A 26,925-nucleotide genomic window follows, 5' to 3' on the forward strand; every position below is an offset into this window, starting at 1 on the left:
TCCGCCCCGGACCCTCCCCCAGACTCCGTCCGGGGGGACCCCCACGCCTCAAACGCCGGCGAGGCTGTACTCGCTACGGCTTCGGGGGCTCCACCGGGATCGTGCCCGTGCGGTACAGGGTGCCTCCGCAGGCCTCGGGAATCGTTGTCCGGGTGGTCGGGGAGCCCGTCTGCGGGGTGTGGGACACCGCCACGCCGGCCGGATTCGCGGGCTCGCCCGCCTGCGTGCCGGGGGAACCCACGGCTCCGGACGTGCCCGTCCCGGCGTCCGTGCTCTGCCCCTGCGGCGGCTTCGCGCTCGCGCCCGGGCTCGCCGCCGTACAGGCCTCCCCCGACGGCACCCACGCGAAGCGGACCTCGTACGCCGTGTTCGGCGGCAGCACCAGCGCCGCAGCCTCCACCGAGGGGTCCGGCAGCAGCCCGCTCGCCGGGTCGCCCGCCGTGTGGCCGACCACGGTGACCCCGGAGCCCTGGCCCGGCGCCGTACCGGCCGCGGCGGCCGCCGTCACCGTGTCCGGGCCGGTGACGCTGCAGCCGCGTCCCGAGACGTTGGTGACCTTGAAGCTGCCGTAGACCTTGCCGTCGGCCTCGGGGGCGCGGGCCGAGCCCACCACCCCCAGCTGCTCGGATCCGCACCCGGGGACGCCCGCGGCGGCCGCCGGCGGGTACGGTCCTCCCCCGGCGACCGGGCCTGCCGCGGTACCGCTGGGCCCGGCCGAGGCGGCGGGGCCGCCCGACGGGCCGGCCGTCACGCCGCCGGACGGGAAACCGCCGAGGCTCGGGAGCGGCTGCCCGACGGTGCCGCCCGCGTCGGGGCCGGAACCGGCGGAGCGGGAGGACCTCGGATGGGCCCCGGATCCGTTCTGGTGCGGATCGACGGGGGTCGCGCCCGGTTTGCCGCCGGGCTGCGTACCGTGCCCGGCCATGGCCGAGTGCTGGGTGGGGTCGCTCTCGGCCGCCGTCATGTGCATGGCGGCCGGGATCGCGGTCCCGGCGAGCAGGGCCACCGCCGCGGCGCCGACGAGTACCTGCCGCTTGAGGGTCCGGCGCGCGGGGACCGCGTACCGCAGCCGCTCCAGCGCCCCCTCGGAGGGCTCCAGTCCCTCGACGGCTCCGCGCAGCAGGCTCCGCAGGGCCTGCTCCTCGCTCGCGCCGCCCGGCGGAATGTGGTCGTCCATCATGATTGCGCAGCCTCCATCGCCACCCGCAGCGCGGCAATGCCCCGCGATCCGTACGCCTTCACCGAGCCGAGGGACACTCCCAGCGTCTCGGCCACCTGGGCTTCCGTCATGTCCGCGAAGTAGCGCAGCACCAGTACCTCTCGCTGGCGCCGCTGCAGTCCGCGCATCGCCTTGATCAGATCGTCCCGTTCCAGCTGGTCGTACGCGCCCTCCTCGGCGCTCGCCATGTCCGGCATCGGCTTCGACAGCAGCTTGAGGCCGAGGATGCGCCGGCGCAGGGCGGACCGGGAGAGGTTCACGACGGTCTGGCGCAGGTACGCCAGCGTCTTGTCGCGGTCGCGGACCCGGTTCCGGGCCGAGTGGACGCGGATGAACGCCTCCTGGACCACGTCCTCGCAGGAGGCGGTGTCGTCGAGGAGGAGCGCGGCCAGGCCGAGGAGCGAGCGGTAGTGCGCCTGGTAGGTCTCGGTGAGGTGGTCGACGGTGGTTCCGGCCACCACCCCGGTCACCGTCTCGGCCGTCGCGGCGGTGTCGACGGTCTCGGCGGCTGCGGCCGTCATGGCCGACTCCACCGGCTGCGCCGAACCTCCCGTACTGCTGCTCCCCGACCCGTCAGCGCTGTCGCGCGGCGCGGGCACACGGCCGCCCCGGGTCGTGGTGGCCGCCCGTACGGGCGCGTCGGCCGGCCCCGCCGGCGGGACGGGAACGATCACGGGAAGACCGCCGCGGGGTGCACGGGAGCCCCGGTGCGACGGGACGAACCCGGTGCGCGCCGGTAGGACGGCCAATTCCAGCAGTGCCTCTGCCACGCCTGTAGGACACGCGTCCCCCCGTCAGGGTTGTACGCGCGAGGCAGTCCAGCCAGCAAAATCCCCATTGCCCTCATGCGTACCCGCTCTTCCCGATTGCCCCGTCCTTCGAGACGGCAGTCGGGCCATCACCTTGATCAAGGGATCGGGAACGATCCTACAAAGCGAATTACGCAAATTCACCTGCGATCAGTTCCGCGATCTGAGTCGCATTCAGGGCGGCGCCCTTGCGGAGATTGTCGGCGCACACGAAGAACTCCAGCGAGCGCCGGTCGTCGAGCGAGACCCGCACCCGCCCCACCCAGGCAGGATCCGTCCCCGCGGCGTCCGAAGGGGTCGGGAACTCCCCCGCCTCCGGGTCGTCCACGAGGACCACGCCCGGCGCGGCCTCCAGGATCTCCCGGGCGTGCGCGGCCTCCACCTCGTTCTCGAAACGGGCCCGCACGGTCAGGGAATGCCCGGTCACCACCGGCACCTGTACGCAGGTCACGGCGACCGGCAGCTCCGGCAGGTCCAGGATCCGGCGCGTCTCCGCCCGTACGGCCAGCTCGTGCGAGGACCAGCCGTCGGCTCGCAGCTCACCGGACCAGGGCACGACGTTGAGGGCGAGCGGGGCCTCGAAGGGGCCGGTGTCGTCACCGACGGCCCGGCGTACATCACCGGTCTGCTCGCCGAGGGAGGTGCCGGCGACGAGGGACAGCTGGCGGCGCAGCACCTCGGTTCCGGCCCGGCCGGCGGCGCTCGCGGCCTGGTACGTGGAGACGGCCAGCTCGCAGAGGGAGTACTCGGCGTGCAGCGCGCCGAGGGAGGCGATCATCGCGGCGGTCACGGTGTCCGGGGCGGCGACGATGCCGCGCGGCCGGATCCGTACGGCGTGCCCGTTGATCTCGGGCACGACCAGCGGCACCTCCGGATCCTCCCGGAAGGCGGCGGACTGGTCCACGACCACGACGCCGCGCGCGGTGACCACGGGCGCCCAGCGGGCCGAGACCTCGGCCGGGGTGAGGAAGAGGGCCACATCGCCGACGCCGAGGCCGTCGAAGGCGTCCTCGGTGAGGGCGAGCACCTCGGTCTCCTCCGCGCGGACGGCCAGCATGCGGCCGGCCGAGCGCGCGGAGGCGATCAGGCGTATGTCGCCCCAGACGTCCGCCCTCTGGGACAGGATCTGGAGCAGGACCGAACCGACTGCTCCGGTCGCTCCGACCACGGCGAGCGCCGGGCCGGAGGACCGGTCGGCGGTCATCGTCCGGTGCCTCCGTAGACGACGGCCTCGTCGCTGTCGGAGTCGAGGCCGAAGGCCGTGTGCACGGCGCGGACGGCCTCGTTGACGTCGTCCTGGCGGGTCACGACCGAGATGCGGATCTCGGAGGTCGAGATCAGCTCGATGTTGACGCCCGCGTCGGACAGCGCCTGGAAGAAGGAGGCGGTGACGCCCGGGTTCGTCTTCATGCCCGCGCCGACCAGGGAGATCTTGCCGATCTGGTCGTCGTAGCGCAGGGAGTCGAAGCCGATGACGGACTTCGCCTTCTCCAGGGCGTCGATGGCCTTGTGGCCCTCGGCCTTGGGGAGCGTGAAGGAGATGTCGGTGAGGCCAGTCGAGGCCGCCGACACGTTCTGCACGATCATGTCGATGTTGATCTCGGCGTCCGCGATGGCGCGGAAGATCGCCGCGGCCTCGCCCGGCTTGTCCGGGACGCCGACGACCGTGATCTTGGCTTCGGAGACGTCGTGAGCGACTCCGGAGATGATGGCGTGCTCCACCTGCTCGTCCCCTTGCGGATTCTCGTTGCTGACCCACGTGCCCGGCAGTCCCGAGAAGGACGAGCGGACGTGGATCGGGATGTTGTATCGGCGTGCGTACTCGACACAGCGGTGCAGCAGCACCTTGGAACCGGAGGCGGCGAGCTCCAGCATGTCCTCGGAGGAGATCCAGTCGATCTTCCGGGCCTTCTTCACCACGCGCGGGTCGGCGGTGAAGACGCCGTCCACGTCGGTGTAGATCTCGCAGACCTCGGCGTCCAGCGCCGCGGCGAGCGCGACGGCGGTGGTGTCCGAGCCGCCGCGGCCGAGGGTGGTGATGTCCTTGGAGTCCGCGGACACGCCCTGGAAGCCGGCGACGATGGCGATGTTGCCCTCGTCCAGCGCGGTGCGGATACGGCCCGGCGTGACATCGATGATGCGCGCTTTGTTGTGGACCGAGTCGGTGATGACGCCTGCCTGGCTACCGGTGAACGACTGGGCCTCGTGGCCCAGGTTTTTGATCGCCATGGCCAGCAGGGCCATGGAGATCCGCTCTCCGGCGGTCAGCAGCATGTCGAACTCACGCCCGGCAGGCATCGGGGATACCTGCTCGGCGAGATCGATCAGCTCGTCCGTCGTGTCGCCCATCGCGGAAACCACGACGACCACCTGGTGGCCGTTCTTCTTGGCGTCCACGATCCGCTTGGCGACGCGCTTGATGCCCTCGGCATCGGCTACGGAGGAGCCTCCGTACTTCTGCACGACAAGGCCCACGTGCGCTCCTCGCTCAGTCCGTCTCATTGCTGGTGCAGTCTAACGAGCGGCCGCGATCCGACCGCTTCGTACCACATCATGAGACGAAAGGATCAAAGAATACGTTCCCCACCAGGGGCTTTACTTTCGGCCGAGTCCGCCGAGCTCCTCGGCCATGACCTGCCCGGCCTGCTCCGCCAGGTCGTCCTCGGCCAGGTCCTCGTCCGTGTCCAGGCCGTCCAGGGCCGCGAGGGGCTGGTTCAGTCGTACGTGCGCGATCAGCGACTGGAGGGCGCGCAGGGTGGCCGAGGCCGTCGGGCCCCAGTTGGTGAAGTACGAGAACTGCCACCACCACAGCGCCTCGGTGACCCGGCCCTCCTGGAGGTGGATGAGGCCGTGCCGCAGGTCGGCGACCACGTCGGCCACGTCGTCGGAGATCCGGTGCGCCACCGGGGCCTTGCGCGGCTCGTACGGGTCGAAGACCTCGGAGTAGACGTCGACCGGCTCCAGCATGATCGCGAACCGCTCGCGCAGGTCGTCCACGTCCGGCTCCGGGCCGAGGTCGGGCTCGTAGCGCTCCTCGGGCAGCACGTCCTGGTACGCGCCCAGCCGGCCGCCCGCGAGCAGCAGCTGGGAGACCTCCAGGAGGAGGAAGGGCACCGCGCTGTCCGGGTCCTCGCCCTTGGCGACCTCGGTGACCGCGACGATGAACGACTCGATCTGGTCCGCGATCGAGGCGGCGAAGTCGTCCGGATCCTGGCCGAGGGCGTGCAGCGTTGCGTCAGACATCGAGAAGTCGCCTTCCTTCAAAGGCCCGCCCGAGCGTGACCTCGTCCGCGTACTCCAGATCTCCCCCGACGGGGAGCCCGCTGGCCAGGCGGGTGACCTTCAGGCCCATGGGCTTGATCATGCGGGCGAGGTAGGTGGCGGTCGCCTCACCCTCCAGGTTCGGGTCGGTCGCGAGGATCAGCTCGGTGACCGTGCCGTCCGCGAGGCGCGCCAGCAGCTCGCGGATGCGCAGGTCGTCGGGGCCGACGCCCTCGATCGGGCTGATCGCGCCGCCGAGGACGTGGTACCTGCCCCGGAACTCGCGGGTCCGCTCGATCGCGACGACGTCCTTCGGCTCCTCCACGACACAGATCACCGTGGCGTCGCGGCGCGGGTCACGGCAGATCCCGCACTGCTCCTCCTGCGCCACGTTCCCGCACACCGCGCAGAACCGGACCTTCTCCTTGACCTCCAGCAGCGCGTGCGCGAGGCGGCGGACGTCGGTGGGCTCGGCCTGCAGGATGTGGAAGGCGATCCGCTGCGCGCTCTTGGGCCCGACGCCGGGCAGCCTGCCCAGTTCGTCGATCAGGTCCTGGACCACGCCTTCGTACAACGGACTGCCTTCTTTCGGTGTCGGTGGGTGTTGCGGGGACTAGAACGGAAGGCCGGGAATGCCGCTGCCGCCGCCCAGCCCCTGGGCCAGCGGGCCCAGCTTCTGCTGCTGGAGCGCCTGGGCATTCTCGTTGGCCGCCTGGACCGCCGCCACCACCAGGTCGGCGAGGGTCTCGGTGTCCTCCGGGTCCACGGCCTTCGGGTCGATCACCAGCGCGCGCAGTTCACCGGAACCGGTGACGGTCGCCTTGACGAGACCGCCGCCGGCCTGGCCCTCGACCTCGGCCTTCGCGAGCTCCTCCTGGGCCGCGGCGAGGTCCTGCTGCATCTTCTGGGCCTGCTGGAGCAGCTGCTGCATGTTGGGCTGGCCACCACCGGGAATCACAGGTCACTCACTCCGTAGCATCGGTCCGAGCCTGGGGCGGCTCGGTCAATCCGAGCCTACGTGCTCCCCGGGCGCCGCGCCCTACGCCGTGAGGACCAACTCTTTCGAGTGAGAGACGGGGCGTACGCGTACCTGATGGAGACCTCCTTGTGGGCGGAAATCCCGGGATTCGTTGTCCATCGAGCGTCATTCGAAGGTAGGAAGAGCATGCGCATCATTGCGCACACGCGCACCACCACACGTCAGCGCAGGCAGAGGGAGTGCCGGGTGAGCCAGCCGGAGATGCAGCCCGAGGGGCCACCCCGGGATCCCCGGGAGGAGGGCGGCGGGCCGATGGCGGGCGATCTGACCGGTCGGCCCTTCCCCCTGGGGGACTGGGGCGAGCCCGCCGAGCGGCTCGACGAGCTCTACCGGCGGGTCGAGGCCGACGCACTGCGCACCGCCGAGTGGTATCTGTCCGACCGGGCGTGGAAGCGCCGGGGGGCGCGCGTGCTGCGTGCCGGGGCGGCCGTGGGCGCCGTCACGGGCGCCGCCATGCCGCTGCTGGAGCTGACGGGCTCGGCGCCGGGCGCGTCGGCGTACGGGTACCTGTCGCTCCTCCTCGGCGCGGCCTGCCTGGCCTGCGACCGGTTCTTCGGCCTGACCTCGGGCTGGATGCGGGACGTGGCCACCGCCCAGGCGGTGCAGCGCCGCCTGCAGACCCTCCAGTTCGACTGGGCCTCGGAGAACGTACGGGAGGTGCTCGGCCCGACGGAGGGCACCGCCAGCGAGGCCGCGGAACGCTGCCTCACGGTGCTGCGCCGCTTCTCGGAGGACGTGACGGAGCTCGTCCGCTCGGAGACCGCGGAGTGGATGGTGGAGTTCAGCTCCGGCCCCGCGCCCCTGGTGATGCAGTCCCTGGGCGCCGCCGGTACGCGCGCGGACGCGTACATCCCCCCGGCCCGCTTCCCCCTCCCCCCGGGCACCCGCCCGAACATGCCCCGCCAACGCCCGCCGGAACAGCCGCGCTGACTTGATCGGATTCAGTGCCGCCGGCGTGTGAGGCGCGGGGCAAATCCAGCCTCGCCGGCGTTTGAGGCGCGGGGTCTGGGGCGGAGCCCCAGGAGGCCGGGGCGCAGCCGACGAACGACCCCGGCCCGGCACCCGGGAACCACCGCTCAGCTGAAGATGATCATCGAGCCTTGCCCCAGGCTCCGCGTAGCGGCCGCATGCAACCCCAGCCACACATGCCGCTCCCGCGCGAACGGACTGTCGTCATAGGGAATCGGCCCCGCCGGCTCCTCCAACGACGTCGGCCGCCCCGGAGGGGCCGGCGCGGCGGGCGGGTTCGCCGGGTCTATCCCGATCGCCGGCGCCACGAAGGCCAGCTCCCGCAGCAGCCCGTGCGCGGATCCCAGCGGCCCGCCCCCGGCCAACAGCTCCTCGTTCGCCAGCGGAGCCGCGAAGTCCACCGGCACGTACGCCCCCGCGTGGTCGTAGTGCCACACCAGGTGCGACTGCTGGGCCGTCGACTCGAACATCTCCAGGAGCTGCTCGTAGTCCCCGCCCAGCTCGTCCACCGGCGTCACCGGCAGCCCGCAGATCTGGAGCAGGTACGCCCGCCGCAGGAAGTGCAGGGCGTCGTAGTCGAAGCCGGCCACCGGAGCCACGTCCCCGCTCAGGCCCGGCATGTATGCGAACACGGGCACCGACGGCAGACCCGCCTCGCCCAGCGCCTTGTCGTACGAGGCGATCTCTTCCGCGAACGGGTTGTCGGGGCTGTGGCACAGCACGTCGACAAGGGGGACCAGCCACAGGTCACAGGCCACGCGGGCTCCGATCAGTCGTTGCCGCCGATCCGGCCAGCGTAGTGCGCCGGACACCCTCCGCGAAGGGGTGCGCAGAACCCGGTATACGGCGGGTGACGTCCTGGCCCCGCACCGCACGCCCCTACAGGCGGGCGGCCCACTCCAGACCGTGCTCGTTGTACTCGTGCACGATGCGCCGCACCGCGTCCGCGTCCGCCAGTGTCACCGCCTCCACCAGCTCGCGGTGCCCGCACCACAGCGCCGCCCGCAGCTGCGGCTCCCGCTGGAGGTGGGGTACGGCGAAGACCCAGCACTGCACGCGGATGCGGTGCAGGAACTCCGAGATGTAGGTGTTGCCGACCAGCTCGCTGAGCTCCCGCCAGAAGCGGAGGTCGTAGCCGATCAGCACTTCGAGCGAACCGCTCTCCGCGGCCCGCCGCGCCTCCTCGGCCCGGCGGCGCACCGACACCAGCATCTCGGCGGCGCCCGGGGCGGTGCCGTGCTCGGCCAGCCGGCGGAAGATCCCGTCGACGACCAGCGAGCGCGCCTCGATCATTCCGCGGAAGTCGTCCACGGAGAAGATCCGCACGCGGAAACCGCGGTGCTGGACCAGTTCCAGCAGGCCCTGGGCCGAGAGGTCCACGAGCGCCTCGCGGACCGGGGTCGCGGAGACCTCGTACTTCTCGGCGATCTGCTTGACGGTGAACTCGGTCCCCGGCGGCAGACGTCCCGCGAGCACCTCGTCACGCAGCGCGTCCGCGATCTGCTGGCGAAGTGTGTTGCGGGTGACAGCGCCGCTGCCTGGCATAAGGGTCCGTCTCCTCCGGGTAGGACTCCGGACACCTTAGGCCAGACAGCGCGGCCGAAACCGAGCGGTTGGCGATCGTTATACGGATCTACCAACCGTTATGCGGACGGAAATCCGGCCACTATCCGGCCGTGGTGTGGCGGTCGGCGACCGTCAGCGCCTCGTCCAGCAGGGCGAGGCCCTCCTTCGCCTCCGCGTCCGTGATCGTGCACGGCGGGACGACGTGCGTCCGGTTCATGTTGACGAACGGCCACAGGCCGGAGGCCTTGCAGGCCGCGGTGAATTCGGCCATCGGCGTGTTGGCGGCGCCCGACGCGTTGTACGGGACGAGCGGCTCGCGCGTCTCCTTGTCCCGTACGAGGTCCAGGGCCCAGAAGGTGCCCAGACCCCGGACCTCCCCGACCGAAGGGTGCCGCTCCGCCATCTCGGCGAGCGCCGGGCCGATCACGTTCTCGCCGAGGTGGGCGGCGTGCTCGACGATGCCCTCCTCCTCCATCGCGTTGATCGTCGCGACGGCGGCGGCACAGGCCAGGGGGTGACCGGAGTAGGTCAGTCCGCCCGGGTAGGGGCGGGTGGCGAAGGTCTCGGCGACGGCGGCGGAGATGGCGACGCCGCCGAGCGGCACGTATCCGCTGTTCACGCCCTTGGCGAAGGTGATCAGGTCGGGGGTGACGCCCCAGTGGTCGGCGGCGAACCACCGGCCGGTGCGGCCGAATCCGGACATGACCTCGTCCAGGATGAAGACGATGCCGTGGGCGTCGCAGAGCTCGCGCACGCCGGCGAGGTAGCCGGGCGGCGGGGTCATGATCCCGGCGGTGCCGGGCACGCTCTCCAGGATGATCGCCGCGATGGTCTGCGGTCCCTCGAAGGCGATGGTGTCGGCGAGGTGCGCGAGGGCGCGGTCGCACTCCTCGGCCTCGGTGGTGGCGTGGAAGGCGGAGCGGTAGAGGAACGGGCCCCAGAAGTGCACGACGCCGGCGGCGGCCGTGTCGGAGGGCCAGCGGCGCGGGTCGCCGGTGAGGTTGATCGCGGCGGCGGTGGCGCCGTGGTACGAGCGGTAGGTGGACAGCACCTTCTGCCGGCCGGTGTGCAGCCGGGCCATCCGTACGGCGTTCTCGACGGCCTCGGCGCCGCCGTTGGTGAAGAAGATCTTGTCCAGGTCGCCGGGGGTCCGCTCGGCGATGAGGCGTGCGGCCTCGGAGCGGACGTCGACGGCGAAGCCGGGCGCGAGGGTGCAGAGCCGGGCGGCCTGCTCCTGGACGGCGGCGACGACCTTGGGGTGCTGGTGGCCGATGTTGGTGTTGACCAGCTGGGAGGAGAAGTCGAGGAAGCGGTTCCCGTCGTAGTCCCAGAAGTACGAGCCCTCGGCGCCGGCGACGGCCAGCGGGTCGATCAGGGCCTGGGCGGACCACGAGTGGAAGACGTGAGCGCGGTCGGCGGCCTTGACGGTCGCGCCGGTGACATGAGGGGTCATGTCGTCACGCTAGAAGTGCGCAGGTGGGGAGGGATATCGGCGGACTGTATGGGGTGAGGGGGCCACTCTCGGCAGTCTGTCTGCGGTCTTGTCTGCGGCTGTCCGCGACGCCCGTACGCCCGCACACATTGACAGCACACTGCCATCATGACAGCCTTCTGTCATAGCAGGGAACGAAAAAACGGTGCCTGATCCCGACCCCGGAGGCGATCACGATGACCGAGACCCCGCGCAAGCCCGTCCACCTGGCGGTCTACGACACGTACGCGGACTGGGAGACCGGCCACACCACCGCCCACCTCGCGCAGCGCGGCCACGAGATCCGTACGGTCGGCTTCGCCGCCGGCGAGCCGGTCACCACGATGGGCGGCGTCCGCATCCTGCCGGACCTGTCCCTCGCGGACCTGCGGCCCGAGGACTCCTCCCTGCTGATCCTGACCGGTGCCGCGCTCTGGGACACCAGTGACGATCTGGCGCCCTTCGCGTCCAAGGCACGGGAGTTCCTGGCGGCGGGCGTCCCGGTCGCGGCGATCTGCGGAGCCACGGCCGGCCTGGCCCGGGCCGGCGTACTCGACGGCCGTACGCACACCAGTGCGGCCTCCTTCTACCTGGCTCCGCAGCCGGGCTACGCGGGGGGCGAGCGCTACGTCGAGGCCGACGCGGTGACGGACGGCGACCTGATCACGGCCGGGCCGACGGAACCGGTGGCGTTCGCCCGCGAGGTCTTCGCCCGCCTGGGCGTCTACAAGCCGGACGTCCTGGACGCGTGGTACCGCCTGTTCCACGACTCGGACGAGACCGCGTACCCGGTGCTGATGGCGGCCTCGGAGGCGGGCGATGCGTGAGCCGGTGCCCGGCGACGACGACCTGTCGCTCCGCGCCCGCCAGGACCTCCTGAGCCGTACCGCACTCGGCATCTTCCGGCTGAACGGCCAGTTCCTCTCGGTCTCGGAGGAACTGGCCCGGCCGGCCGGGCTGACGGCCGCGTGGTGGCAGGTCCTGGGCGCGGTGCTTCGGGAGCCGCTGCCGGTGGCGGGCATCGCCCGGGCGATGGGGATCACCCGGCAGAGCGTGCAGCGCATCGCGGACCTGCTGGCCGCGAAGGGCCTGGCGGAGTACGTCCCGAACCCGGCCCACCGGCGGGCCAAACTCCTCCGCCCGACGGAAGCCGGCCGCGCGGCGGTGGCCCGCATCGGCCCGGGCCACGCCTCCCTGGCCACCCGCCTCGCCGCCGAACTGGGAGACACCGCCTTCACGGAAACGGTCCAGGCCCTGGAACGCCTGACAAGAGCCCTGGACACCCTCCAGTCCCCGAACCCCCCAACGGTCTGAGGCCCGGGGCCGGGGCAGGGACCCCGCCGAAGATCGCCGTCTTCTACACCGGGCTGCTCCCCACCCTCGCCCCGCCCGGCCTGCGCCCGGCGGTGGGCATGGCGCTGCTGGTCCTGATCCACGTACTGCTGACCCTGGTCTGGCTGGGCTCGTACGTGTACGTGCTCGCGCGCGCCCGGCGGTTCTTCGCCGGCCCGCGTGTCCGCCGGGCCCTGGACCGGACGACGGGTGTGGTCCTGATCGGCTTCGGCGTGCGCGTGGCGACGACGTAGCTGACCCGCGGCCAGGCCTCGGCCAGGCCTCGCCTAGGGCTCTTCGAGGGCGTCCAGCTCCTCCCCGATGGCGGTCCGCAGGCCGTCGTGGCGGCTGGTCAGCGCGTACTGCTCGGCTCGCCAGAACTCCTCCGCGTAAAACCAGACGGGCAGTCGGACGCGGTCGGCGGGCTCCCAGTCGTAGCGGGGCCAGATGTGGGCGTGGAGGTACGGGTCGGTGTTGCCCAGGATCTCGATGTTCACGCGGCGGAATGCCGGGTCGATCCTGCGGCAGGCGCGCTCGACGGCCTCGGCGAGCCGGTCCAGGTCGGTGAGGTACGTGATCCTGCGCGGCCGGGGGAGGTCGGAGAGCCGGGTCACGGCGGGGTCGTCGGTGAGCAGGACGGAGTAGCCCGGGAGGAACTGCCGGTCGCCGATGACGGCGAAGCCTGCTTCGAAGCGGCGCAGGACCGGCTCCGCCGTCGGCGACATGGTCCTGTACGGGAGTCCGGGCACGGGGGCCGGGTCCGCGTGGGAGCTGCCGACGGCGGCCCGGGTCTGGGCCGGCCGGGGCAGCGGCGACTGGATCGGGAGCGTCCCGCACGTCCGGCTCGGCGGAGTCGGCTTCGGTACCGACCCGGTGGACCCCGCCTTCGGGGCGCGGGCCTTCGCCGCCGGCGCGGCCGGGCACAGCGACTACCTCAAGCCGGGCACCGAGTCCCTCGACGGCCTGGCCGCCATCGTCCTCGGCACCACGCCCGCTTCGGAGGCCCCCCATGCGTAAGCTCCGCGCCCGCTGGACCGGCCTGGCCGAGGCGGTCGACCGTGCCACCCCGCGCGACAGGGACCGCGCCGTGGACGCGCTGCGGGCCTTCGCGATCCTCGGCGTGGTGCTCGGCCACTGGCTGGTCACCGCCCTCACCACAGCCGACGGCGGCCTGAGCAACACCAGCCCGCTGGCCCACATGTCCTGGCTGGCGCCGGTGTCCTGGGTGTTCCAGACGCTGGCCGTGTTCTTCCTCGTCGGCGGACATGTCGCCGCCCGCGGCTACGCCACGGCGCGGGCCCGCGGAAACTCGTACCGGACCTGGATCGGGCAGCGGCTGGGGCGGCTGTTCCGTCCGGTCGCCGCCGTGCTCACGCTGTGGGCGGTCGTGGCGGGCGGGATGCTGATCGGCGGGGTGGAGCTGGACACCGTCCAGACCCTGGTCAGGCTGGTCCTCTCCCCCTTGTGGTTCCTCCTCGTCTTCGCCGCGCTGACCGCCGCGACCCCACTGGTGGCCCGGATGAACCCGCTGTGGCCGCTCGCCGTGGTGGCGGGGATCGACCTCTGGCGCTTCGGGCTCGGCGGACCCGAGTGGGCCGGCTGGATCAATGTGGCCGCCGGCTGGCTCGTCCCCTACACCCTGGGCGCCGCCTGGTCCCGGGGAGCGTTCGCCCGGCGCGGACCGGCCCTCCTCCTGCTCGCGGCGGGGGGCGCCTCGACGGTCGCGCTCGTCCTCTGGGGCGGGTACCCGGCCTCGATGGTGGGTGTCCCGGGGGCTGCGATATCGAACCTGAACCCGCCGACGCTCGCCGCCGTCGCGTTCGGACTGGCCCAGTGCGGGCTGGCGTTGCTGGTGCGCGAGCCGCTGGCGCGGGCCATGCGGCGCCCGGCGGCCTGGGCGAAGGTGGCCCTGGTGAACCTGTCCGCCATGACGATCTTCCTCTGGCACCAGACCGCCATGATGGCCGTCACCGCCGTCGGGTTGCTGCTCTCGACCGACCTGCCCGGGCTGCACACCGTGCCCGACTCGGGTGGCTGGATAGCCGCCCGGCTCCTGTGGCTGCCGGTGTTCGCCGCCGCGCTGACGCTGTGCTGGGCCGCGTTCCGTACGTACGAACAGGGCCGGCGCACCGAGTCGAGGACTCCCCGGCGCTCCCCCGTCCGCGGGTCCCACACTCACACGGGCTCCCGCGTACCGGCCCGGACCCGGGTCACGCCCGCCCAGGAGATCACCCATGCCTAGTCTTGACGACGTGAACGAGCAGAGCAGGCTCCCGGAACAGGTCCCCGCGAAACGGAGCGAGATGCTGCGGGCCACGGCACAGGAGCTGCTCGTCCTGCGGCGGGCCCCCCTCCCCCGGATGTCCCGGCCGCGGTGGCTGGCCTGGCTGCCGCACGTCCTCGTGTCCTACGCCGCCATCTTCTTCGGGTTCCTCACCACGGAACAGCTCGGTGACCACTACCACGTCACCGGCGGCACCCCGCTGGTGGTCGCGCTCATGACCGGCGGCTCCATCGCGCTCGCCATGTTCCGCCCGATGGCCGCGTGGTGGCTCGGCCTGCTCGCGGCGGGTCTCGGTGCCTGGACGATCCACGACCAGGTCGGTCAGGGCCAGACCTGGCCCTGGACACCGGGCGGGCTCATCGCCTTCGCCCTGGTGATCCTCCTGGTCGCCCTGCGGGTACCGCCCCGGGTCACGGTCGCGGTCGTCTTCGTCTCCGTCGCCTGCACCGGCCTGGCCGAGCTCCTGCTGAGGCCGGACCACAGCAGTTCCACCGTGACCGGGGCCGTCGTCCTCTTCGGCTTCGTCGGGCTGCTCGGCTATGCGCTGCGCGCACTGCGGCTGGCCCGCGGGGAGCTGGTCGAGCAGGAGACGCTCACCGAGGAGGAGCGCGCCCGGCGCACCCTGCTCGAGGAGCGCAGCCGGATCGCGCGCGAGCTGCACGACGTCGTCGCCCACCACATGTCGGTCATCTCCATCCAGGCCCAGGTCGCCCCGCACCTGGTGGAGAACCCGTCCGAGGAGCTGAAGGAGAACCTGGCGGGCATCCGGGAGAACGCGCTGGAAGCCCTGACGGAGCTGCGGCGGGTGCTGGGCGTGCTGCGTTCCGAGCAACCGGACGATCCCGCGGCCCGGCAGCATCCGCAGCCGACCCTCGCCGAGCTGGAGGGCCTCGTGGACAACGTGCGCGGGGCCGGGCTGGATGTCACCACCGAGATCGCGGGCATCCGGCGGCCGCTGACCCCCGGCGTCGAGCTCACCGCCTACCGGATTGTGCAGGAGGCACTGAGCAACTGCCTGCGTCACGCGTCGGGTTCGCGGGTGGAGGTCGGCATCGCGTACGGCCCCCGCGATCTGCACCTGTGCATCGCCAACTCGGCTCCGACCCGGCCGGCGCCGCCCTCGCCCGGCGCTGGGCACGGGCTGCTGGGGATGCGGGAGCGGGCGGGCATGCTGGGGGGCGAGCTGGCCGCCGGTCCGCGCCCCGACGGCGGGTACGAGGTGTCCGCCGTCCTGCCGATGGATCCGCAGGACCGTCCCGGCGGCTCCTCATCCGAGACGGAGAGGTAATCATGAGTACGCCGATCAAGGTGATGATCGCCGACGACCAGATGATGGTCCGGCAGGGTTTCACCGTGCTTCTCAACGCCCAGCCCGACATCGAGGTGGTCGGCCAGGCCGTGGACGGGGCGGACGCCGTGGCCAAGGTCGGCGAACTGGGGCCGGATGTGGTCCTGATGGACATCCGCATGCCCGGGATGGGCGGCATCGAGGCCACGTCCGTCATCACGGGCGACGCCGGCTCCACGCTGAAGGTGCTGGTGCTGACCACCTTCGACCTGGACGAGTACGTGTACGAGGCGCTGCGGGCCGGGGCCTCCGGGTTCCTGCTGAAGGACGCGTCGGCCGACCAGCTCGCGGAGGCGGTGCGGGTGGTGGCGGCCGGGGAGGCCCTGCTGTCCCCGAACATCACGAAGCGGCTGATCACGGAGTTCTCCCGGCTGGGGGCGCCGCGCGCGCCTTCGCGGGCGCGGATCGACGAACTGACGGAGCGGGAGACCGAGGTGCTGACGCTCGTCGCCCAGGGCCTGTCGAACGCGGAGATCGCGCAGCACCTGACGGTGGCGGAGCAGACCGTGAAGACGCATGTGGGCCGGATCCTTGTGAAGCTGGGCCTGCGGGACCGCACCCAGGCGGCGGTGTTCGCGTACGAGACGGGACTGGTCCGCCCGACGGGCTACTGATCTCACCCAGGTAGTACTTGAGGGGGACGCCGGGAAATCCCCATTGGCGGCGACGCGGACCAGGTGGGTGGCGGCCTACGGTTCCTGTATGAGCGAGAGGACCACCGGGGGGACAGCCCGGACACCAGAATTCCGACTGGCATCGGATGTGATCGCGACCCTGCGCCAGGACCTCCTCACCGATGCCCTGGCCTACCGACCGCTGCCCCTGGCCGAGGGGCCCGGGCGGTTCACCCGGTGGCTGCCCGCCTCCATACGGCGGTACGCGCCGTGGCGGCAGTATGCGGCGGTGGTGGCGCTGGCCCTCCTCGTCCTGGTGTTCACCACCGCCTCCCAGACCGGTTACATGGGCGACGCCGGCCGGCTGTTCGCGGCGCTGCTGGCCGCGGCGCCGGTGCTGATGACGCTGGTGCGGCCGATCGCGGCCTGGTGGGCGGCGGTCGCGATGACCGTGGTGCTCGCCGCGATGCCGGGGCTGGCCGGGTCCGACTTCTGGCCCTGGAGCCCGGGCGCGTTCCTCTCCTACGTGTCGGTGATGTTCCTCGTCACGCTCAGGACCGGACCGCGGGTGGCGGTGTGGATGTGGACCCTCACCCTGGCACTGGGCTTCGCGCTCTCGGTGCTGATCTACGACCGGTTCGGGTCGAACCTGCCGGAGGTGGCCGTGACCTCGGCCTTCGCCCTGGCCATCGCGAGCAGCCTGCAGATACGTCGGCACGCGCGGGCCGAGGTGAGCGCGCAGCAGGAGGTGACGGCCGTCGAGCGGGACAAGCGGACGCTGCTGGAGGAGCGGACGACGATCGCCCGGGAGTTGCACGACGTGGTGGCCCACCACATGTCGGTGGTGGCGATCCAGGCGGAGGCCGCGCCGTACCGGGTGCAGAACCCGCCGCCGGAGCTGGAGGCGGCGTTCGTCACCATCCGGGAGAACGCGGTGGCGGCGCTGACGGAGCTGCGCCGGGTGCTGGGTGTGGTGCGGTCCGCGGACTACGAGGCGCCGGACGCCCCGCAGCCGACGCTGGCCTCGTTGGACGGGCTGCTGGCCAATGTGCGGGAGGCCGGGCTGAGTGTGGAGAAGACGGTCACGGGCGCGGTGCGGGAGTTGCCGCAGGGGGTGGAGCTGTCGGCGTACCGGATCATCCAGGAGGCCGTGAGCAACACGCTGCGGCACGCGCCGGGCGCGGCGGCGACGGTGGAGGTGTCGTATGTGCTGGGCGGCCTGGGGATACGCGTGGTCAACGAGGCCGGGACCGGGGATGTGCGGCCCTCGCCGGGGGCCGGACACGGGATCACCGGGATGCGGGAGCGCGTGGCCATGCTCGAAGGGGAGATGACGGCCGGCGGGACCGGGGCGGGCGGGTACGAGGTGGCGGTGTTCATACCGGTGCCCAGCCGTCCGGAGCCGGGGACCGGGCCGCGGGAGGGGGTGGCATGACGATCAGGGTGCTGATCGTCGACGACCAGATGATGGTCCGCGAGGGGTTCTCCGTCCTGCTGAACGCCATGGAAGGCATCGAGGTGGTGGGCGAGGCGGTCGACGGACGGGAGGCCATCGCGCAGGTGGCGGCGCTGCGGCCGGACGTGGTGCTGATGGACATCCGGATGCCGCGGATGAACGGGCTGGAGGCGACGCGGGAGATCGTGGCCGCCGACACGGACGCGAAGGTGCTGGTCCTGACGACCTTCGACCTCGACGAGTACGTGTACCAGGCGCTGCGGGCGGGGGCCTCAGGGTTCCTGCTCAAGGACGCGTCGGCCCGTCAGCTGGCGGACGGGGTACGGGTGGTGGCGGCCGGGGAGGCGTTGCTGGCGCCTTCGGTGACCAAGCGGCTGATCGCGGAGTTCTCGAAGCTCTCCGAGACGCCGAGGCTCGCGGACCCGGCGGGGGTGGGCGAGTTGACGGAGCGGGAGAAGGAGGTGCTGGTGCTGATCGCGCAGGGGCTTTCCAACGGGGAGATAGCGGGCCGGCTGATCGTCGCGGAGTCCACGATCAAGACCCATGTCAGCCGGATCCTCGTGAAGCTGGGCCTGCGGGACCGCACCCAGGCGGCGGTGTTCGCCTACGAGACCCGGCTGGTGACCCCGGGATAAGGCCGGGGCGCCGGGCGGGGTGGGTCAGGGCGGAGAAGCTGTGATCGGCCGCGGGGTCGGCGGCCATGGCGTCGAGGAGGGGGCGCAGGACCGGGTCACGGGTGGGTGAGGTGCGGGAGGCCGCGGAGAACTGCGACTGGCCGCCGGGGCGTTGCAGCGCCGGTGCAGACGGCGGGGGTCCGGTCGGCGCGGCCGCCCGCGCCGAGATCACCGCGCTGCACCCGCGGCCGGAATTCAAGCGGCGGATCCTGGAAGCGTTCACCGAGGGCATCGCGCAGAAGCCGGCGACCACCTTCGGCAATGTGAAGGCGGACGTGCTGCGGCACTTCGTCCCCGGTTTCGTCACCGGGGATTTCGTGGAGGTGATCCAGGGATCTCCCTGGGAGGAGTGATCCGGATCTAGGGTGCGGGGATGGGCTTTGATCCGTGGGATGCCGCGTTCGTCGCCGATCCGTATCCGGCGTACCGGGAGGTGCGGGAGCAGGGGCGGGCCGTGTGGTGTGAGGCCACCGGGCAGTGGCTGGTGGGGCATTACGCCGATGTGAGTGCGCTGTTGCGGGACCGGCGGCTGGGGCGGACCTATCTGCACCGGTTCTCGCACGAGGAGTTCGGGCGCGAGGCTCCGCCGCCGGAGCACGAGCCCTTCCACGTGCTCAACGGGAACGGCCTGTTGGACCTGGAGGATCCTGCGCACGCGCGGGTGCGCAGGCTCGTGGCGAAGGCCTTCACCCCGCGGACGGTGGAGCGGCTCGTGCCCGCCGTGCGGCGGCTGGCCGGGGAGCTGGTGGGGCGGCTGCTCGCGGACGGGGGCGGGGATCTGCTCACCGTCGTCGCCGAGCCGCTGCCCGTGGCGGTGATCGCGGAGCTGCTGGGGGTGCCGGAGGCGGACCGGGGGCTGCTCAGGCCCTGGTCGGCGGAGATCTGCGGGATGTACGAGCTCCGGCCGGACGAGGAGACGGCGCGGCGCGCGGTGCGTGCGAGCGTGGAGTTCAGCGCGTACCTGCGGAGCCTGATCGCCGAGCGGCGCACGCGGCCCGGCGAGGATTTGATCTCCGGGCTGATCGCCGCCCACGATGAGGAGGGCCGGCTCAGCGAGCAGGAGATGATCTCCACCTGCGTGCTCCTGCTGAACGCCGGGCACGAGGCGACCGTCAACACGACCGTCAACGGGTGGTGGGCACTGTTCCGCAATCCCGGGCAGCTCGACGGCCTCCGCGCGCATCCCGAAAAGTTGTCCACAGCTGTGGATGAACTGATGCGCTACGACACACCCCTGCAGATGTTCGAGCGCTGGGTGCTCGACGACATCCGGGTCGGGGACACCGTGATCCCCCGCGGAGCCGAGGTCGCGCTGCTGTTCGGGTCCGCGAACCGGGATCCCGCGCGGTTCGACGACCCCGACGCGCTGGACCTCGTACGGGCCGACAATCCGCACCTGAGCTTCGGGGCCGGGATCCACTACTGCCTGGGGGCGCCGCTGGCCCGGCGGGAGCTGGAAGCCTCCTTCGGGGCCCTGCTGGCAGACGGGGTCCCGCCCCTGCGACTCGTCGAGGAGCCGCAGTGGCGGGACGGGTATGTCATCCGCGGATTGCGGGAGTTGATCGTGGAGTTCTAGGCGGTCATGTCGCGGTGGCGCAGGGCCGCCAGGCCCGTTGCCGTGAAGGCCGCCGCCAGGGCGGTGAGGGTCAGCAGCGGGGCCCAGGCCAGGGAGTCGGCGCCCGGGAGCTTGGGCAGGTGGGCGAAGGGCGAGAGGTCCAGGACCGCCTGCGGGAGGTTCAGCGCCGGGCCGATCCAGCCCAGGACCAGCGCGGCCCCGGCCACCGCCCAGGCGGCCGCCGCGTACCGGGGGGCCGCGCCGTGCAGGAGCGCGGCGAACGCCCCGATCAGCCACACCGCGGGGAGCTGCGCGAGCGTGGCCCCGGCCGCGGCGCCCACCTCCCGGCCGTGCCCGATGCCCAGGCCGAGCCCCGCGAGCAGCAGGATCAGCGCCGAGCCACCGAAGGCCACGGCCAGGTGCCCGCCGGCCCAGCGCAGCCGGCCCACCGCGTGCGCGAGCAGCGGTTCGGCGCGCTGCCCCGCCTCCTCGCCGCTCAGCCGCAGCACCGCCGAGACGACGTACAGCGCGGCGACCATGCCGAACATCCCGGCCATCGTGGCGAGGAAGGCGTCGGTGATCCCGCTCTGCCCGCCCATCCGCTCGATGATCTCGCGCGTCTTCTCGTTGTCGCCGACCAGCTCGGCGGCGCCCTCCGTCATCCCGCCGAAGACCACACCGGCCGCGAGGAATCCGAGGCTCCAGCCGATCAGGCCGGGCCGCTGGAGCCGCCACGCCAGAGCACCGGCCGAGCCGAGCCGCCCCCGCGCCGGGCCCGGGCGGGCCGGCAGGAAGCTCATGCCCAGGTCGCGGCGGCCGGCCAGTATGTACGCCGCCGCCACCTGCGCGACCGTGGCCGCCGCGAACAGGGCGAGCACCCACCAGCGTTCGGCCGCGAAGGCCCGTACGTGCTCCAGCCAGCCCAGCGGCGAGATCCAGGTCAGGACCGAGCCGCCGTCCGGCGTGCCCGCGTCGCCCGCGGCGCGCAGGACGAAGGCCGCGCCGAGCAGCGCGCCCGTGAGCCCCTTGGCGGGCCGCGCGCCCTCCGTGAGCTGCGCCGCGATGGCGGCCAGGCCCGCGAACAGCATCCCGGTGGCGCCGAGGCCGAGCCCGAGCGCCACCGCACCGCCCGCGCCCCGCCCGGCCAGCCCGGCCGTCACCAGCAGCGCGACCGCCGTGTTGGCGACGAGGGCCGCCAGCAGCGCGGCCGTCAGCGGGGCCTGCCGCCCCACCATGGCGGCGGAGAGCAGTTCCTGACGGCCCGTCTCCTCCTCCTCGCGGGTGTGCCGGACCACGATGACCAGGCTCATGATGGCGGCGAGCACCCCGGCGAAGACCCCGCCGCGCCAGGCGGTCAGGGCACCGACGGAGTCGCCGAAGAGGGGCCCGTACAGGGCGCGCAACGAGCCGTTGGTGCTCATCGTGCGGACCAGGCCGGCCCGTTCGGCCTCCGTGCCGTACACCGATTCGAGCGCGCCCGGCAGGCTCAGCACCAGCATCGCCACGACCAGGATCCAGACCGGCATCATCACGCGGTCGCGGCGCAGCGCGAGCCGGAGCAGCGCACCGGTGCCCGCCAGCTGGTTCTTCATCGCGACGCCTCTTCCGTGTAGTGGCGGAGGAAGAGCTCCTCGAGGGTGGGCGGGTTCGAGGTCAGCGAGCGGACGCCGGAGGCGGTGAGGGAGCGCAGGACGGCGTCGAGCTTGTCAGTGTCGGCCTGGAGGCGCACCTTCAGCCCCTGCACCTCCACGTCGTGGACACCCGGCAGGTGCGCCAGGCCGTTGGGCGGGCCGGCGAGCTCGGCGCTGATGGACGTACGGGTGAGGTGGCGCAGGTCGGCGAGGCTGCCGGTCTCCACGGTGCGGCCCTTGCGGATGATGCTGACCCGGTCGCAGAGGGTCTCGACCTCGCTGAGGATGTGCGAGCTGAGCAGGATGGTCCGGCCGGCGGCGCGGGCTTCGCCGACGCAGGTCTGGAAGACCTCCTCCATCAGCGGGTCGAGGCCGGAGGTGGGCTCGTCGAGGATGAGCAGTTCGGCGTCGGAGGCGAAGGCGGCGACGAGGGCGACCTTCTGCCGGTTGCCCTTGGAGTAGGTACGCCCCTTCTTGGTCGGGTCGAGTTCGAACCGCTCGATCAGCTCGGCGCGGCGCGCGCGGTCGAGGCCGCGGCCGCCGCGCAGCCGTCCGTAGAGGTCGATGACCTCGCCGCCGGAGAGGTTGCGCCACAGGGTGACGTCGCCGGGGACGTAGGCGACGCGGCGGTGGAGGGATACGGCGTCGGCCCAGGGGTCGCCGCCGAGGAGCTCGGCGGTACCGGAGTCGGCGCGCAGCAGGCCCAGCAGGACGCGGATGGTCGTGGACTTGCCGGCGCCGTTGGGGCCGAGGAAGCCGTGGACCTCGCCGGTGGCGACCGAGAGGTCGAGTCCGTCCAGTGCGTGGGTGCGGCCGAACGACTTGTGGAGTCCGGCGACGCTGATTGCCTTCGTCATACTTCCGAACGTACGCTACTTTCACAAATTTGTGAATCTAGGGAATCGCGTAAAGTTTGGAGGGTGGCGGACGAGATGGCGGTACCGGCGGCGGTACGGAACGAGGAAGCGGTCTCCCGCTTCGTGGAGCGGTTCGCCGCGCAGCTGACCGAGGCGGGGATGCAGCGGATGGCCGCGCGGGTCTTCGCGCAGCTGCTGGCGAGCGACGAGGGCGCGCTGACCTCGGCGGAGCTGGGCGAGGCCCTGCAGATCAGCCCGGCGGCGGTGTCGGGGGCCGTGACGTACCTGAGCCAGGTCAACATGATCAGCCGGGAGCGGGATCCGGGCTCGCGCCGGGACCGGTACGTGCTGCACAACGAGCTCTGGTACGAGACCTTCACGCGGCGGGACCAGGTGCTGACGCTCTGGGAGAAGACGCTGCGGGAGGGCGCCGCCGGGCTGGGCGCGGACACGCCCGCCGGGGCGCGGGTCGCGGAGACGGCGGCGTTCTTCGAGTTCATGCAGGGCGAGATGCTCGGCCTCCTGGACCGGTGGCGGGCCCACCGCGCGACGCTGGACCTCGGCTGAACCCGGCCTTGAGCTCCGCCGCGGACCCGCGCCACAAACGCGCCTCAGAGGCGCCTCAGACGCGCCTCAGACGCGCCTCAAGGGTCGACCGGGCCCGGCTGGTGGGGCAGGGTGAGGGTCCAGGCGCCCGGGTGGAGGGTCCAGGTGCGGCGGCGGACCGGGCCCGCCGTGGCGGCGTCGGCGCGGTAGCGGAAATCCGCACCCGAGACCGTGATCGTTTTCGCGCGCGTCCTGATCGCGGTCTCACCCGTGCGGACCACGACCTCCGCCAGCCCCCCGTCCTCGCGCGTGGCGAGCGAGACGTCCTGGATCGGGCGGTCCACATCCGCCAGCACCTCGCCGTCCGCCTCCACCCGCAGCCGGTGGCCCGAGGTCCGTACGGGCGCCGGCCGGACCAGCGTCCGCACCAGCGACCGGTACGCGCTCCACACCGAAGGCCCGGCCGGCCGCGGCGACGTACGGGCCGGGGCGATGCGCAGCGCGCCCAGGACCACCCCGTCGCTGTCGTCCACCAGCAGGTCGCACATCCGGACGCGGCCGTCCAGAACCGCCCGCGCCCCCGAGACCGCCGACAGCGGAACCCCCAGCGACCTCGCCAGCCCCAGCGATCCCACGGGCCCCACCGGCACCAGCGCCAGGGCGGCCTCCGCCAGCCCCCGCTCCCGGTGCAGCAGCCCCACGGCCCGTACCAGGGCCCGGTCGTCGCCCACGATCACCGGCCGCCGATGACCCCGGCGGGCGAGTGCCCGCGCAAATTCCTCCTGCGAATCCGGGAGGCAGATTTTCGCCGCAGCTCCCGCTGACAACACATCCTTCGCGATTCGCACGGACTCGCCGTCAAGACGGCGGGCGACCGGGTCGACGAGCACGAGCAGGCCGCCTACCGGCGCGCCCGCGTGGCTCATGGTGGGCTCTGGAGCCGACACCTCGGTCCTTCCTCGGGTAGCATCTTTGTGCAAGAGGCCCTTGCGCTATTGCGCCAGGGCCTTCGTCTATTCCGGGGTACCGGTCCGACGGCTCAGCCTGCGGTGTACATCGTCGTACGCCCCCTGACCTTGGACATGCCCCATCCGGAAGAGGTGTACGCCTGTGCCCGCTCTTGTGCTGCTCGGAGCTCAGTGGGGTGACGAGGGCAAGGGAAAGGCCACCGACCTGCTCGGTGGATCCGTTGACTATGTAGTGCGCTACCAGGGTGGCAACAACGCCGGCCACACGGTCGTCGTGGGCGACCAGAAGTACGCGCTGCACCTTCTCCCTTCCGGCATCCTCTCCCCCGGATGCACCCCGGTCATCGGCAACGGTGTCGTCGTCGACCCGGCCGTCCTGCTCTCCGAGCTGCGCGGCCTCAACGAGCGCGGGATCGACACCTCCAAGCTGCTCATCAGCGGTAACGCGCACCTGATCACGCCGTACAACGTCACCCTCGACAAGGTCGGCGAGCGCTTCCTCGGCAAGCGCAAGATCGGTACGACCGGTCGCGGCATCGGCCCGACGTACGCGGACAAGATCAACCGCATCGGCATCCGCGTCCAGGACCTCTACGACGAGTCGATCCTCACCCAGAAGGTCGAAGCGGCGCTGGAGGGCAAGAACCAGCTCCTCGCGAAGCTCTACAACCGCCGCGCGATCGACGCCGCCGCGATCGTGGAGGAGATGCTCCAGTACGCCGAGCAGATCAAGCCGTACGTCGCCGACACCACCCTGATCCTCAACAACGCGCTGGACGAGGACAAGGTCGTGCTCTTCGAGGGCGGCCAGGGCACCCTGCTCGACGTCGACCACGGCACGTACCCCTTCGTCACCTCCTCGAACCCGACCGCGGGCGGCGCCTGCACCGGTACGGGCGTCGGCCCGACGAAGATCAGCCGCGTCATCGGCATCCTGAAGGCCTACACGACCCGCGTCGGCGCCGGCCCGTTCCCGACCGAGCTCTTCGACCAGGACGGCGAGGACCTGCGCCGCATCGGTGGCGAGCGCGGTGTGACCACCGGCCGTGACCGCCGCTGCGGCTGGTTCGACGCGCCGATCGCGCGCTACGCCACCCGCGTGAACGGCCTCACGGACTTCTTCCTCACCAAGCTGGACGTGCTGACCGGCTGGGAGCAGATCCCGGTCTGCGTCGCGTACGAGATCGACGGCAAGCGCGTCGAGGAGCTCCCGTACTCGCAGTCGGACTTCCACCACGCGAAGCCGATCTACGAATACCTCCCCGGCTGGTCCGAGGACATCACCAAGGCCAAGACCTTCGGGGACCTCCCGAAGAACGCCCAGGCGTACGTCAAGGCCCTGGAGGAGATGTCGGGCGCCCCGATCTCCGCGATCGGCGTCGGCCCCGGCCGCACCGAGACGATCGAGATCAACTCGTTCCTCTAAGCCCGTGAACGGAGGGGCGGGACCGCTTCGCGCGTCCCGCCCCTCCGGCGTATCCGGGCCGATGGGCCTCTGACCTGCGAGGCCTGTTGCAGAGCGGTGACACGCGGCGGATGGTTCCAAGATCCGTCGCATGTGAGGATGAGCACATCGCGGCGGCCAGGGGGGTTCGAGGAACCGGCGGCCCGAAGCGACCTTCGCACCGTCAACACCGCGCCCGCTCATCACCTTGTTCATTCCGGGGGAATCCACCATGCCCGTTCGCTCCGCCGCCGCTGCCGTCGTCACCGCCGCCGTCGCCGGCACCGTGCTGATGCCGCTGTCGGCGTACGCCGCGCCCACCGACAACGCGCCCGGGCTGAAGCTGGAGCTGGGCGCTCCCGTACAGAGCGGGCCGCTGACCCGCGGAGGTGCGACCGAGACGTTCGAGCTGACCGTGAAGAACCCCTCGGACAAGCCGGCCGCCTTCCACCCGTGGCTGAACGGCCACCCGACCGGCGCGAGCCCGCTCCTCGCGACGGACGTGGTCTACAAGGTCGAGGCCGTGGACGCGCCGGCGACCGGGTCCCACGTCGGGAACCAGGACGGCGAGTGGGAGGGCATGTTCTACCCGGCGGGCAAGCCCGAGGCCGGATTCGAGGTCCCGGCGGGCGGCAAGCTGACGTGGAAGGTCACGATCGGCCTCGGGAAGGACTACCCGACCAACAACGGGGACTTCTCGCTCACCGCCGACAGCTACGCCTCCGAGATCCCGGAGGGCGGCGCCCCCACCATCACCTTCAAGTCCGACCCGGCGATCACGCCCGGCAAGCTGAACACCCGCATCGAGACCGCTGGCCCCTGCGAGACCGGCGGTGACGAGACCCGGTGCCGTGAACTGAAGCTCACGTACAAGCAGACCGGCGACGGCGCGTTCAGCCACCCCCTCACCCCCTTCCTGCGCGGGGACTTCGACGGCGTGGGCCAGGCGCAGTCGGACCTGCAGATCGGCGCCCTGATCGACGGTCAGTGGAAGGACCTGAAGACGGACGGCGCGGGCAACTTCCGCCTGCCGGAGATCGCCAAGGGCTTCGGCTCCGCCTCCGGCGAGCGCGTGGTGCGGCTGCGGGTGAAGCTCGGTGCGAAGACCCAGGTCAAGGGGGTCTCGCCGCTCACGCTGGAGTCCCACGTCGGCCTCGGTTCCGAGACCACCTGGCCCTTCGCGAGCACGCAGGTCACCTTCGGCCTCGGCCCGGCCAAGCCGACCACTCCCACCAGCCCCTCGCCGACCCCGTCCGGCACCCCGTCGCCCACGGCCTCGGCGACCCCGTCGGCCTCGGCCACCGCGACCCCCTCGGCCTCGGCCTCGGCGTCCACGACCCCGACGACCGGCGGCAACCTGGCCAAGACCGGCTCCGACACGAACGTCGCCCTCTACTCGGGCCTCGCGGCCGCCCTCGTCGCCCTCGGCGGCACGTCCCTCTGGCTCGCCACCCGCCGCCGTCGCAACGCCGGCGCCGCCTGATCCCTTACTCGTACGTCGGCCCCGGCCCCCGCGTGTGACGCGGGACCGGGGCCGTCGGCGTGAGCCGGTCCTAAGCCGCGCCTTCGACGGCATGGTGGGCGGTCTCGCTCAGGCTGTCGGTGAAGCCCGTGAGGTCCGACATGACGTCGGGGGACTCCTCCGCGCCCCAGGTCTTGTCGGTGGTCAGGGGGGAGTTGGTGAGGGCGTCGATGCTCGGCATGTCGACGGGCTCGGTCAGGGCGACGGCGTCGGTGAGGCCGGGGGTGTCGTCCGTCGTGGCGGCGGAGGCCATGGGGGCGGCCGCGGAGACGGCGGCCAGCGCGAGGGCGCCTGCGGCGATGATGTTCTTGATCTTCATGCCGTGCTCAACGAAGCGGGCGGTCCGACGTCACCGTGCCG

The 26,925-nt window shown here is 72.1% G+C and carries 27 protein-coding genes and 3 pseudogenes; 15 read left to right on the forward strand and 15 right to left on the reverse strand.

Annotation, left to right across the window (positions count from 1 at the left end; translation table 11 throughout):
- Window positions 1-73: 73 nt before the first annotated feature.
- The 7 genes from ACGFYU_RS09150 to ACGFYU_RS09180 all read right to left on the reverse strand — a co-directional run bounded on the left by ACGFYU_RS09150 (window position 74) and on the right by ACGFYU_RS09180 (window position 6,247).
- Window positions 74-1,180, reverse strand: coding sequence for a hypothetical protein (locus ACGFYU_RS09150; RefSeq protein ID WP_393826627.1), 1,107 nt, complete (start codon window positions 1,178-1,180; stop codon window positions 74-76).
- Window positions 1,177-1,989, reverse strand: a complete 813-nt coding sequence (locus tag ACGFYU_RS09155) for a SigE family RNA polymerase sigma factor (protein WP_393826628.1) — start codon at window positions 1,987-1,989, stop codon at window positions 1,177-1,179. The genes ACGFYU_RS09150 and ACGFYU_RS09155 overlap by 4 nt, the downstream gene beginning before the upstream one ends.
- 169 nt (window positions 1,990-2,158) lie before the next feature.
- Window positions 2,159-3,232: an aspartate-semialdehyde dehydrogenase gene (locus tag ACGFYU_RS09160; RefSeq protein WP_393826629.1), complete on the reverse strand. Its 1,074-nt coding sequence runs from the start codon at window positions 3,230-3,232 to the stop codon at window positions 2,159-2,161.
- Window positions 3,229-4,503, reverse strand: a complete 1,275-nt coding sequence (locus ACGFYU_RS09165) for an aspartate kinase (RefSeq protein WP_393826630.1) — start codon at window positions 4,501-4,503, stop codon at window positions 3,229-3,231. The genes ACGFYU_RS09160 and ACGFYU_RS09165 overlap by 4 nt, the downstream gene beginning before the upstream one ends.
- 120 nt (window positions 4,504-4,623) lie before the next feature.
- Entirely contained in the window at window positions 4,624-5,271 is a 648-nt protein-coding gene (locus ACGFYU_RS09170) for a DUF5063 domain-containing protein (RefSeq protein ID WP_393826631.1), read from the reverse strand.
- Entirely contained in the window at window positions 5,264-5,863 is a 600-nt protein-coding gene (gene recR / locus ACGFYU_RS09175) for a recombination mediator RecR (RefSeq protein ID WP_393826632.1), read from the reverse strand. Before recR ends, ACGFYU_RS09170 begins: the two co-directional genes overlap by 8 nt.
- 39 nt (window positions 5,864-5,902) lie before the next feature.
- Window positions 5,903-6,247 carry a YbaB/EbfC family nucleoid-associated protein gene (locus ACGFYU_RS09180; protein ID WP_393826633.1) on the reverse strand — a complete coding sequence of 115 codons (345 nt, stop codon included), beginning with the start codon at window positions 6,245-6,247 and terminating at the stop codon, window positions 5,903-5,905.
- Between the two features lie 267 nt (window positions 6,248-6,514).
- Between ACGFYU_RS09180 and ACGFYU_RS09185 the strand changes: the two genes are divergently transcribed.
- Complete coding sequence (locus tag ACGFYU_RS09185) at window positions 6,515-7,258, forward strand: SLATT domain-containing protein (RefSeq protein ID WP_393826634.1); 744 nt, start codon at window positions 6,515-6,517, stop codon at window positions 7,256-7,258.
- A 146-nt stretch (window positions 7,259-7,404) separates the two neighbouring features.
- On the opposite strand, the gene ACGFYU_RS09190 is transcribed toward ACGFYU_RS09185, so the two are convergent.
- The 3 genes from ACGFYU_RS09190 to ACGFYU_RS09200 form a co-directional block, all read right to left on the reverse strand.
- The gene (locus ACGFYU_RS09190) at window positions 7,405-8,055 is read right to left on the reverse strand and encodes a hypothetical protein (protein ID WP_393826635.1); all 651 of its coding nucleotides are present in this window, start codon (window positions 8,053-8,055) and stop codon (window positions 7,405-7,407) included.
- A 121-nt stretch (window positions 8,056-8,176) separates the two neighbouring features.
- Complete coding sequence (locus ACGFYU_RS09195; RefSeq protein ID WP_393826636.1) at window positions 8,177-8,842, reverse strand: GntR family transcriptional regulator; 666 nt, start codon at window positions 8,840-8,842, stop codon at window positions 8,177-8,179.
- 121 nt (window positions 8,843-8,963) lie between these two features.
- Complete coding sequence (locus ACGFYU_RS09200; RefSeq protein WP_393826637.1) at window positions 8,964-10,316, reverse strand: aspartate aminotransferase family protein; 1,353 nt, start codon at window positions 10,314-10,316, stop codon at window positions 8,964-8,966.
- 215 nt (window positions 10,317-10,531) lie between these two features.
- Between ACGFYU_RS09200 and ACGFYU_RS09205 the strand changes: the two genes are divergently transcribed.
- The 3 genes and pseudogenes from ACGFYU_RS09205 to ACGFYU_RS09215 all read left to right on the forward strand — a co-directional run.
- A complete protein-coding gene (locus ACGFYU_RS09205; RefSeq protein ID WP_393826638.1) occupies window positions 10,532-11,161 on the forward strand; it encodes a DJ-1/PfpI family protein in 630 nt (209 codons plus the stop codon).
- Window positions 11,154-11,648 carry a MarR family winged helix-turn-helix transcriptional regulator gene (locus ACGFYU_RS09210; RefSeq protein ID WP_393826639.1) on the forward strand — a complete coding sequence of 165 codons (495 nt, stop codon included), beginning with the start codon at window positions 11,154-11,156 and terminating at the stop codon, window positions 11,646-11,648. Before ACGFYU_RS09205 ends, ACGFYU_RS09210 begins: the two co-directional genes overlap by 8 nt.
- A 26-nt stretch (window positions 11,649-11,674) precedes the next feature.
- A pseudogene (locus ACGFYU_RS09215) lies at window positions 11,675-11,920 on the forward strand (LysE family translocator); the annotation flags it as partial.
- A gap of 33 nt (window positions 11,921-11,953) precedes the next feature.
- Here ACGFYU_RS09215 and ACGFYU_RS09220 read toward each other — a convergent pair.
- Entirely contained in the window at window positions 11,954-12,391 is a 438-nt protein-coding gene (locus ACGFYU_RS09220; RefSeq protein ID WP_393826640.1) for an HIT family protein, read from the reverse strand.
- On the opposite strand from ACGFYU_RS09220, the pseudogene ACGFYU_RS09225 reads away from it, so the two are divergent.
- The 8 genes and pseudogenes from ACGFYU_RS09225 to ACGFYU_RS09260 form a co-directional block, all read left to right on the forward strand.
- A pseudogene (locus ACGFYU_RS09225) lies at window positions 12,360-12,683 on the forward strand (alpha/beta hydrolase); the annotation flags it as partial. The gene ACGFYU_RS09220 and the pseudogene ACGFYU_RS09225 overlap by 32 nt on opposite strands.
- Window positions 12,676-13,908: an acyltransferase gene (locus ACGFYU_RS09230; RefSeq protein ID WP_393826641.1), complete on the forward strand. Its 1,233-nt coding sequence runs from the start codon at window positions 12,676-12,678 to the stop codon at window positions 13,906-13,908. The pseudogene ACGFYU_RS09225 and the gene ACGFYU_RS09230, both read left to right, overlap by 8 nt.
- Window positions 13,901-15,238, forward strand: coding sequence for a sensor histidine kinase (locus ACGFYU_RS09235; protein ID WP_393826642.1), 1,338 nt, complete (start codon window positions 13,901-13,903; stop codon window positions 15,236-15,238). Before ACGFYU_RS09230 ends, ACGFYU_RS09235 begins: the two co-directional genes overlap by 8 nt.
- A 2-nt stretch (window positions 15,239-15,240) precedes the next feature.
- Window positions 15,241-15,912 carry a response regulator gene (locus ACGFYU_RS09240; RefSeq protein WP_393826643.1) on the forward strand — a complete coding sequence of 224 codons (672 nt, stop codon included), beginning with the start codon at window positions 15,241-15,243 and terminating at the stop codon, window positions 15,910-15,912.
- Window positions 15,913-16,000: 88 nt separating this feature from the next.
- Window positions 16,001-17,347, forward strand: a complete 1,347-nt coding sequence (locus ACGFYU_RS09245; protein ID WP_393826644.1) for a sensor histidine kinase — start codon at window positions 16,001-16,003, stop codon at window positions 17,345-17,347.
- Entirely contained in the window at window positions 17,344-18,003 is a 660-nt protein-coding gene (locus ACGFYU_RS09250) for a response regulator (RefSeq protein ID WP_393826645.1), read from the forward strand. The genes ACGFYU_RS09245 and ACGFYU_RS09250 overlap by 4 nt, the downstream gene beginning before the upstream one ends.
- A gap of 170 nt (window positions 18,004-18,173) precedes the next feature.
- A pseudogene (locus tag ACGFYU_RS09255) lies at window positions 18,174-18,395 on the forward strand (phosphohydrolase); the annotation flags it as partial.
- 20 nt (window positions 18,396-18,415) lie between these two features.
- Complete coding sequence (locus ACGFYU_RS09260; protein ID WP_393826646.1) at window positions 18,416-19,618, forward strand: cytochrome P450; 1,203 nt, start codon at window positions 18,416-18,418, stop codon at window positions 19,616-19,618.
- Here ACGFYU_RS09260 and ACGFYU_RS09265 read toward each other — a convergent pair.
- Window positions 19,615-21,189 (reverse strand): ABC transporter permease, encoded by a 1,575-nt coding sequence (locus tag ACGFYU_RS09265; RefSeq protein WP_393826647.1) that lies wholly within the window; start codon window positions 21,187-21,189, stop codon window positions 19,615-19,617. The genes ACGFYU_RS09260 and ACGFYU_RS09265 overlap by 4 nt on opposite strands.
- Window positions 21,186-22,085: an ATP-binding cassette domain-containing protein gene (locus tag ACGFYU_RS09270; RefSeq protein WP_393826648.1), complete on the reverse strand. Its 900-nt coding sequence runs from the start codon at window positions 22,083-22,085 to the stop codon at window positions 21,186-21,188. Before ACGFYU_RS09270 ends, ACGFYU_RS09265 begins: the two co-directional genes overlap by 4 nt.
- Window positions 22,086-22,160: 75 nt before the next feature.
- On the opposite strand from ACGFYU_RS09270, the gene ACGFYU_RS09275 reads away from it, so the two are divergent.
- A complete protein-coding gene (locus ACGFYU_RS09275; RefSeq protein ID WP_393826785.1) occupies window positions 22,161-22,652 on the forward strand; it encodes a GbsR/MarR family transcriptional regulator in 492 nt (163 codons plus the stop codon).
- A 77-nt stretch (window positions 22,653-22,729) separates the two neighbouring features.
- Here ACGFYU_RS09275 and ACGFYU_RS09280 read toward each other — a convergent pair whose 3' ends face one another.
- The gene (locus tag ACGFYU_RS09280) at window positions 22,730-23,557 is read right to left on the reverse strand and encodes a diacylglycerol kinase (protein ID WP_393826786.1); all 828 of its coding nucleotides are present in this window, start codon (window positions 23,555-23,557) and stop codon (window positions 22,730-22,732) included.
- 184 nt (window positions 23,558-23,741) lie between these two features.
- Between ACGFYU_RS09280 and ACGFYU_RS09285 the strand changes: the two genes are divergently transcribed.
- Together ACGFYU_RS09285 and ACGFYU_RS09290 are read left to right on the forward strand one after the other, a co-directional pair.
- Window positions 23,742-25,025 carry an adenylosuccinate synthase gene (locus ACGFYU_RS09285; protein WP_393826649.1) on the forward strand — a complete coding sequence of 428 codons (1,284 nt, stop codon included), beginning with the start codon at window positions 23,742-23,744 and terminating at the stop codon, window positions 25,023-25,025.
- A gap of 250 nt (window positions 25,026-25,275) precedes the next feature.
- Window positions 25,276-26,526 (forward strand): LPXTG cell wall anchor domain-containing protein, encoded by a 1,251-nt coding sequence (locus ACGFYU_RS09290; RefSeq protein WP_393826650.1) that lies wholly within the window; start codon window positions 25,276-25,278, stop codon window positions 26,524-26,526.
- 70 nt (window positions 26,527-26,596) lie between these two features.
- On the opposite strand, the gene ACGFYU_RS09295 is transcribed toward ACGFYU_RS09290, so the two are convergent.
- Window positions 26,597-26,884: a hypothetical protein gene (locus tag ACGFYU_RS09295; protein ID WP_393826651.1), complete on the reverse strand. Its 288-nt coding sequence runs from the start codon at window positions 26,882-26,884 to the stop codon at window positions 26,597-26,599.
- Between the last annotated feature and the right edge of the window lie 41 nt (window positions 26,885-26,925).

Origin of the sequence: Streptomyces sp. NPDC048337, assembly GCF_043201175.1 — a bacterium.
Classification (GTDB): Bacteria; Actinomycetota; Actinomycetes; order Streptomycetales; family Streptomycetaceae; genus Streptomyces.

Coding starts and splice junctions, on each gene's coding strand:
- ACGFYU_RS09150 (WP_393826627.1), bottom strand. CDS start 1,180: ATGATGGACGACCACATTCCGCCGGGCGGCGCGAGCGAGGAGCAGGCC.
- ACGFYU_RS09160 (WP_393826629.1), bottom strand. CDS start 3,232: ATGACCGCCGACCGGTCCTCCGGCCCGGCGCTCGCCGTGGTCGGAGCG.
- ACGFYU_RS09170 (WP_393826631.1), bottom strand. CDS start 5,271: ATGTCTGACGCAACGCTGCACGCCCTCGGCCAGGATCCGGACGACTTC.
- ACGFYU_RS09195 (WP_393826636.1), bottom strand. CDS start 8,842: ATGCCAGGCAGCGGCGCTGTCACCCGCAACACACTTCGCCAGCAGATC.
- ACGFYU_RS09200 (WP_393826637.1), bottom strand. CDS start 10,316: ATGACCCCTCATGTCACCGGCGCGACCGTCAAGGCCGCCGACCGCGCT.
- ACGFYU_RS09205 (WP_393826638.1), top strand. CDS start 10,532: ATGACCGAGACCCCGCGCAAGCCCGTCCACCTGGCGGTCTACGACACG.
- ACGFYU_RS09210 (WP_393826639.1), top strand. CDS start 11,154: ATGCGTGAGCCGGTGCCCGGCGACGACGACCTGTCGCTCCGCGCCCGC.
- ACGFYU_RS09220 (WP_393826640.1), bottom strand. CDS start 12,391: ATGTCGCCGACGGCGGAGCCGGTCCTGCGCCGCTTCGAAGCAGGCTTC.
- ACGFYU_RS09230 (WP_393826641.1), top strand. CDS start 12,676: ATGCGTAAGCTCCGCGCCCGCTGGACCGGCCTGGCCGAGGCGGTCGAC.
- ACGFYU_RS09235 (WP_393826642.1), top strand. CDS start 13,901: ATGCCTAGTCTTGACGACGTGAACGAGCAGAGCAGGCTCCCGGAACAG.
- ACGFYU_RS09240 (WP_393826643.1), top strand. CDS start 15,241: ATGAGTACGCCGATCAAGGTGATGATCGCCGACGACCAGATGATGGTC.
- ACGFYU_RS09245 (WP_393826644.1), top strand. CDS start 16,001: ATGAGCGAGAGGACCACCGGGGGGACAGCCCGGACACCAGAATTCCGA.
- ACGFYU_RS09250 (WP_393826645.1), top strand. CDS start 17,344: ATGACGATCAGGGTGCTGATCGTCGACGACCAGATGATGGTCCGCGAG.
- ACGFYU_RS09260 (WP_393826646.1), top strand. CDS start 18,416: ATGGGCTTTGATCCGTGGGATGCCGCGTTCGTCGCCGATCCGTATCCG.
- ACGFYU_RS09265 (WP_393826647.1), bottom strand. CDS start 21,189: ATGAAGAACCAGCTGGCGGGCACCGGTGCGCTGCTCCGGCTCGCGCTG.
- ACGFYU_RS09270 (WP_393826648.1), bottom strand. CDS start 22,085: ATGACGAAGGCAATCAGCGTCGCCGGACTCCACAAGTCGTTCGGCCGC.
- ACGFYU_RS09275 (WP_393826785.1), top strand. CDS start 22,161: ATGGCGGTACCGGCGGCGGTACGGAACGAGGAAGCGGTCTCCCGCTTC.
- ACGFYU_RS09280 (WP_393826786.1), bottom strand. CDS start 23,557: ATGAGCCACGCGGGCGCGCCGGTAGGCGGCCTGCTCGTGCTCGTCGAC.
- ACGFYU_RS09290 (WP_393826650.1), top strand. CDS start 25,276: ATGCCCGTTCGCTCCGCCGCCGCTGCCGTCGTCACCGCCGCCGTCGCC.
- ACGFYU_RS09295 (WP_393826651.1), bottom strand. CDS start 26,884: ATGAAGATCAAGAACATCATCGCCGCAGGCGCCCTCGCGCTGGCCGCC.